At 74.6% G+C, this 6,585-nt stretch carries 3 protein-coding genes and 2 pseudogenes; 1 reads left to right on the forward strand and 4 read right to left on the reverse strand.

What is annotated here, in order from left to right; all coding sequences use genetic code 11:
• The 4 genes and pseudogenes from JNW87_RS32670 to JNW87_RS32690 form a co-directional block, all read right to left on the reverse strand.
• On the reverse strand, positions 1 to 1,497 hold a 1,497-nt coding region (locus JNW87_RS32670; protein ID WP_238455008.1), incomplete at its 3' end, for a Na+/H+ antiporter subunit D.
• Positions 1,498 to 1,552: 55 nt separating this feature from the next.
• Complete coding sequence (locus tag JNW87_RS32675) at positions 1,553 to 2,035, reverse strand: Na(+)/H(+) antiporter subunit C (RefSeq protein ID WP_109799648.1); 483 nt, start codon at positions 2,033 to 2,035, stop codon at positions 1,553 to 1,555.
• A gap of 55 nt (positions 2,036 to 2,090) precedes the next feature.
• A pseudogene (locus JNW87_RS32685) lies at positions 2,091 to 4,924 on the reverse strand (Na+/H+ antiporter subunit A).
• A 118-nt stretch (positions 4,925 to 5,042) separates the two neighbouring features.
• Positions 5,043 to 5,429 (reverse strand): hypothetical protein, encoded by a 387-nt coding sequence (locus JNW87_RS32690; RefSeq protein ID WP_109799650.1) that lies wholly within the window; start codon positions 5,427 to 5,429, stop codon positions 5,043 to 5,045.
• Positions 5,430 to 5,622: 193 nt separating this feature from the next.
• Between JNW87_RS32690 and JNW87_RS32695 the strand changes: the two are divergent.
• Positions 5,623 to 6,585, forward strand: a pseudogene (locus tag JNW87_RS32695) (DEAD/DEAH box helicase); the annotation flags it as partial.

Genomic DNA, 6,585 nt, shown 5'->3' on the forward strand with positions numbered 1-6,585 from the left:
GGCCGGGAAGACGGCCCGCACGTAGGGGGTACGCGCGCGCAGGTCGGTGGCGGCGTCCGCGGTGACCTCGAAGAGCGGCCCGGCGGCGAGGGTCAGGCCCACGCCGAGCACCACCAGGGCCGCGGTCGCGCCGACCATCAGCGCCGGCAGCGGCACGGTCGGGTCGGCGGTGGCCAGCCGGGGTGACCGCCAGAATGCGATGTTCCACACCCGGGAGGCGGCGTAGAGGGTGAGCAGGCTGGTCACCGTTCCGGCCCCGACCAGCACCCCGGGGAGCACCCCGCGCGCCGCCACACCGGCCTGGAGCAGCCCGAGCTTGCCGAGGAAGCCGGAGAAGGGCGGGATGCCGGCGAGGTTCATCGCCGGCACGAAGAAGAGCACCGCGAGCAGCGGGGCGACCCGGGCCAACCCGCCGAGCCGACGCAGGTCCGTGCTGCCGGCCCGCTCCTCGACCAGGCCGGCGACCAGGAAGAGGGTGGTCTGGATGGTGATGTGGTGCACCACGTAGAAGATCGCCCCGGAGAGGCCGGCGACGCTGCTCAGCGCCACCCCGAAGATCATGTAGCCGATGTGGCTGACCAGGGTGAACGAGAAGAGCCGCTTCATGTCGGACTGGGCCACCGCGCCGAGGATGCCGACCACCATGGTCAGCCCGGCGACCACCATGAGCAGCCGGTCGGCGTGGCCGCCGGGGAAGAGCAACGTCTCGGTGCGGATGATGGCGTACACGCCGACCTTGGTGAGCAGGCCGGCGAAGACCGCGGTGACCGGGGCCGGGGCGGTCGGGTAGCTGTCCGGCAACCAGGCGGAGACCGGGAAGACCGCCGCCTTGATGCCGAAGGCCAGCAGCAGCATGAGCTGCAACGCCAGCCGTACGCCGTCCGGCAGGCCGTCCAGCCGCCCGGCGAGCTGGGCCATGTTGACGGTGCCGGTGGCCGCGTACACCAGGCCCACCGCGGCCAGGAAGATCATCGAGGAGAGGACGCTGACCACCACGTACGTGGAGCCGGTCCGGATCCGGGTCTCGGTGCCGCCCAGCGTGATCAGCACGAAGCTCGCGGCCAGCAGGATCTCGAAGCCGACGAAGAGGTTGAACAGGTCCCCGGCCAGGAAGGCGTTGGTGACGCCGGCGGTCAGCACCAGGTAGGTGGGGTGGTAGATGCTCACCGGCGCGCTCTCGCTGGTCTCCCCGCGCCCCTGGCCGATGGAGTACAGCAGCACGCACAGCGTCACCGCCGAGGAGACCACCAGCATCAGCGCGGCGAGCTGGTCGGCGACCAGCACGATGCCGACCGGGGCCGGCCAGCCACCCACCTGCACCACCACCGGCCCGTGCCGGTACGCCTCGACCAGCAGCGTCACCGCGACCGCGAGGGTGGTGGCGAGGCCGACCACGCTGACCGACCGTTGCAGCCGGGGCCGGTTGGCCAGGATCAGCGTCAGCGCGGCGCCCAGCAGCGGCACCACCACCGGCAGCGGCACCAGCGCCGCGGTCACCCGGCCGTCTCCGTTCGCGACTGCGGGGCCCGCAGGACCGGCTCACTCCCCGCCCTCACCGCTGGTCCCCCCGTCGGCGCAGCCGGCGCAGCGCGGGCCCCGGGTCCACCTGCTCCGGGTCGTTGTCCGGGCCCTCGCCGCCGAGGTCCGCGGTGGACACCTCGTTTCGCTCGGCGAGCCGGACGACCTGCCGGTCCTCCAGGTCGTCCTGCACCTCGTCGTCGCCGCTGAGATACCAGCTCCGGTACGCGACCGCGAGCAGGAACGCGGTCAGCCCGAAGGTGATCACCACGGCGGTGAGCACCATCGCCTGGGGCAACGCGTCGCTCATCTCCCCGGTCGGCGCGGTGCCCACCACCGGGGCCACGCCGGAGCGGCCGCCGAGCAGGATCAGCAGGTTCACCCCGTTGCCGAGCAGGATGACCCCGAGCAGGATCCGGCTCAGGCTGCGCTCCAGCAGCAGGGTGACGCCGGTGGCGACCAGCACCCCGACGGCGATCACCAGCACCAGGGTGGGTCCCGCGCCGTCCGCCGTCACCGCGCCACCTCTGTTCGCGACTGCGGGGCTCGCAGAACCGGCTCACTCCTCGCGCTCACGTCCGGTCCCCCTCCCGCTCGACCGCCAGTCCGCCCTCCGGGCCGCCGCTGGCCTCGATGTGCCGGTCCACCTCGGCGCCGAGGCTGCGCAGGATGTCCAGCACCAGCCCGACCACGATCAGGTAGACGCCGACGTCGAAGAAGAGCGACGTGACCAGGTAGCTGTGGCCGACGGCGGGCAGCCAGAGGTCGACCTTCACGCTCTCCAGCACGGATCCGCTGCGGAGCAGCCCGATCGCGCCGGTGCCCACGGAGACGGCCAGGCCGGCGCCGAGCACCGTGCCCGCCCCGACCGGCGCCGCCTCGGCCAGCTCGTTCCGGCCGCCGGCCAGGTAGCGGACCGCGAGGGCGAGGCCGGCCACCAGGCCGCCCGCGAAGCCGCCCCCGGAGCGTTGTGCCCGGAGAAGAGCAGGAAGAGGGAGAAGAGCAGCACGGTGTGGAAGATCAGCCGGGTGACCACCTCGAAGACGATCGACCGGCGCCGCTCGCGCAGGGTGGCCCCGCCGCGCAGCCAGACCGGCCGCCGGTCGCGCCGGGGCGCGGACGGCGCGGGCCGGCGCGGCCGCGGCCCGGTGCGGGACCGCTCGAAGATCAGGCTGGCCACCCCGGTCGCGGCGACCACCAGCACGGAGATCTCGCCCATGGTGTCCCAGGCGCGGATGTCGACCAGCGCCACGTTGACCACGTTGCGGCCGTAGCCCTGGGCGACCGCCAGGTCGGGGAAGGCCAGCGAGATGGACGGCGTCCGCCGGGCGCCGGCCGCCGCCAACGCGAGGCCGGCCATCACCAGCCCGGCCGCCACCCCGATGCCCCGCCGCAGCCAGCGGCTGCGGCGCAGCGGTCGGGCCGAGAAGCGGGCCGGCAGCCGCCGCAGCACCAGCACGAAGAGCACGATGGTGGCGGTCTCCACCAGGAACTGGGTGAGCGCCAGGTCGGGCGCGCCGTAGAGGACGAACATCATCGCGGTGCCGTAGCCGGTCACCCCCACCAGCAGCATCGCGGTGAGCCGGCGGCGGGCGCCGGCGGCGAGCACCGCGGCCACCGTGATCACCAGGCCGACCACGAGCTGGGCGGGGGTGTCCCAGAGCGCGATCCGCTCCCGCCAGGGGCGGGCGGTCAGCAACGCCGCGCCCGGCACCAGCACCAGCGCGAACAGGATCGCGCCCAGGTACTGCGGCAGCGAGCCGCGCTGGGTGGCGCTGGTGACCTCGATCGCGACCCGGTCGAAGGCGTGGGTCACCCACTCGTAGCCCTGGTTGCCGCGCACCGGGAAGCGGAGCCGGGCCAGCACGGGGGCGAGCGGGCCGCGGACCAGGTGCAGCGCGAAGCCGGCGGCGACCGCGACCGCGGCGAGCCCCAGCGCCAGGTTCGGCCCGGGCCAGAGCGCGAGGTGGGCCTCCCCCGGGCCGAAGAGCTCGGCGTACGGGTGGAGCAGCCCACCCAGCCAGCCGGCGGCGGGACCGAAGGCCAGCCCGGCGGCGGCGAGCAGGGCCGGCGGCGCCAGCATCGCGGCCGGGGCGGCGGCCAGTTCGCTGGCCGGGGTGCCGGGGCGGCGGGCGAAGGCGCCCCAGAGGAACCGGATGCTGTACGCGACGGTGAGGGCGGTGCCGGCGACCAGCACGGCGAGCACGAGCGGCCGGTCGGTGAAGGCCGCGAGGACGGCCTCCTTCGCGACGAAGCCGAACAGCGGCGGCAGCCCGGCCATCGACGCGGCGGCGAGCCCGGCGACCACCGCGAGCAGCGGCGCGGTACGCCCGACCCCGGAGAGCTCCCGCAGGTCACGGGTGCCGGCGCAGTGGTCGAGGAGGCCGACGACGAGGAACAGGGCCGCCTTGAACAGCGCGTGTGCCAGCAGCATCGCGGCACCGGCCAGCGCGGCCTTCGGGGTGCCCGCGCCGATCACCACGGTCAGCAGGCCGAGCTGGCTGACCGTCCCGTACGCCAGCAGCAGCTTCAGGTCGGTCTGCCGCAGCGCCGCCCAGCCCCCCGCGACCAGAGTGACCAGCCCGGCGACCACGGTGACCGGCCGCCACGGGCCGGCGAGCGCGAGCACCGGGGCGAGCAGGCCGAGCAGGTAGACCCCCGCCTTCACCATCGCCGCCGCGTGCAGGTACGCGCTGACCGGCGTGGGCGCGGCCATCGCCACCGGCAGCCAGGAACTGAACGGCACGACGGCGGACTTGGCCAGCGCCCCGGCCAGGATCAGCAGCACCGCCACGGCGAGGTACCGGCCACCGGGCAGCGGCGCGGCGGCGATCGCCGACCACCGGTAGCCGCCGGCGTGCCGGCCGAGCAGGAGGAAGCCGACCAGCATGGCCAGCCCGCCGAGGGTGGTCACGGTCAGCGCCTGGGCGGCGGCCCAGCGGCTGGACCGCCGTTCGGTGCTGTGCCCGATCAGCAGGTAGGAGAAGACCGTGGTCAGCTCCCAGAAGACGTAGAGCAGCAGCAGGTCGTCGGCGACCACCAGGCCGAGCATCGCCCCGGCGAAGGCGACCAGCACGGCCGCGAACCGGGCCAGCCCCACCGAGCCGGGTTGGAAGTAGCGGGCGGAGTAGACCAGCACCAGCGCGCCGACGCCGCCGACCAGCAGCACCATCAGCCAGGACAGGGTGGTGACCCGCAGCGCGAGGTCGAGCCGGAGCTGGCCGATCCACGGGTACGTCTCGACGACCGCGCCGCCGTGGCGGACCGCCGGGGTGTGCGCGACGGCCCAGCCGAACGCGGCGGCCGGCGCGAGGGCCAGCGGGTAGCAGGCGCGAGGACCCCACCAGCGGACCAGCAGCGGCGCGAGCAGGGCCGCCACCAGGTGCAGGATCAGCAGTACGAGCAACCGTGCTCCAGGTCGAGTGGGACCGCGGGCCGGGACGGGCACGCTCCGGCCACGACCGATCAGACGTCAGATCGCCGGCCCAGGGGCGGGTTTGCGGAAAACGGTCCGACCCGTGGGGTCAGCGGAGCGCGCTGTCGCCGGCGGAGAGCGCCGGTGCGCGGGAGGGCCGTTCCCGGCGGGTCTCCACCAGCAGGTCGGGGCGGCCGAGCTGACGCACGGCCTTGTTGACCACCCGCTGGGCGGCGGCGAGGGAGCGCACCGAGAGCAGCCGGCCGCGGCTCTCCCGGCGGAGGACGAAGTAGTGCACCGCGGCGCGGACCAACCCCCGGTCGGCGGCGCTGGAGTGTGCGGTGGCGATGACCAGCTCGCGCAGGCAGCGGGCGAGCTGCTCGGCGAGCTCCAGCTCGGGGCCCTGCAGGCCGGTGCGGAGCGTGGCGAGATGGCTGTCGACCTTGCGGATGAGCACATCGGTCCCGGGCCCGGAGCCTCGCTCCTCGACGGTCATCCAAAGCCCTCCACCCGACGCTGCGTTGCGAGTGAAGTTACTTTATGTTGCGCGGCACAAGCAAGCAGTTAGTTAAGACTTAACGCGTTCAACGTCGCATCCGTCGCGTAAGCGCCCGGAGCCGGACAGAACCCGCGTCCGGCACGGGCGGGTTGTCGTACCGGCGGGGCAGGATGGGAGGGTGGCGAATGAGGTGACCGGCGGGGACGCGGTGCTGGCGGGTTTCGGCGCGGCGACCCGGGAGTGGTTCACCGCGGCGTTCGCGGCGCCCACCGCCGCCCAGGCCGGCGCCTGGCGTTCGGTGGCCGCCGGGCACAACGCGCTGGTCGTCGCCCCCACCGGCTCCGGCAAGACCCTTGCCGCGTTCCTCTGGTCGCTCGACCGGCTGGCCAAGGAGACCCCGCCCGCCGAGGCCCGGCAGCGCTGCCGGGTGCTCTACGTCAGCCCGTTGAAGGCGCTCGCCGTCGACGTGGAGCGGAACCTGCGCGCCCCGCTCGCCGGGATCCGGCAGGCCGCCACCCGGCTCGGCGTCGCCCCGCCGGACATCACCGTCGGGATGCGCACCGGCGACACCCCGGCCGACGAGCGGCGCGCCTTCGCCCGCACCCCGCCGGACATCCTCATCACCACCCCCGAGTCGCTCTTCCTGCTGCTCACCTCCGCCGCCCGCGACTCGCTGCGCGGGATCGAGACGGTGATCGTCGACGAGGTGCACGCGGTGGCCGGCACGAAGCGCGGCGCCCACCTGGCCCTGTCCCTGGAACGCCTCGACGAGCTGCTGGCGACGCCCGCGCAGCGGATCGGCCTCTCCGCCACCGTCCGGCCGATCGACGTCTGCGCCCGCTTCCTCGGCGGGGCCCGCCCGGTGGACGTGGTGCAGCCGCGCAGCAGCAAGACCATCGAGGTCAGCGTCCAGGTCCCGGTGGAGGACATGACCCGCCTCGACGAGCAGGAGCAGCCGCCGGACGACCTGGGCGGCCCCGGCGGCCCGCGCCGCCGTCGATCTGGCCGGCCGTGGAGGAGCGGGTCTTCTCGCTGATCCGGGCGCACCGCTCGACCATCGTCTTCACCAACTCGCGGCGCAGCGCCGAACGGCTCTGCGCCCGGCTCAACGAGCTGGCCGCGGCGGAGCTGGAGGCGGCGGCCGCCGACGGCG

Origin of the sequence: Micromonospora sp. ATA51, from assembly GCF_016802855.1 — a bacterium.
GTDB classification, from domain to species: Bacteria; Actinomycetota; Actinomycetes; order Mycobacteriales; family Micromonosporaceae; genus Micromonospora; species Micromonospora sicca.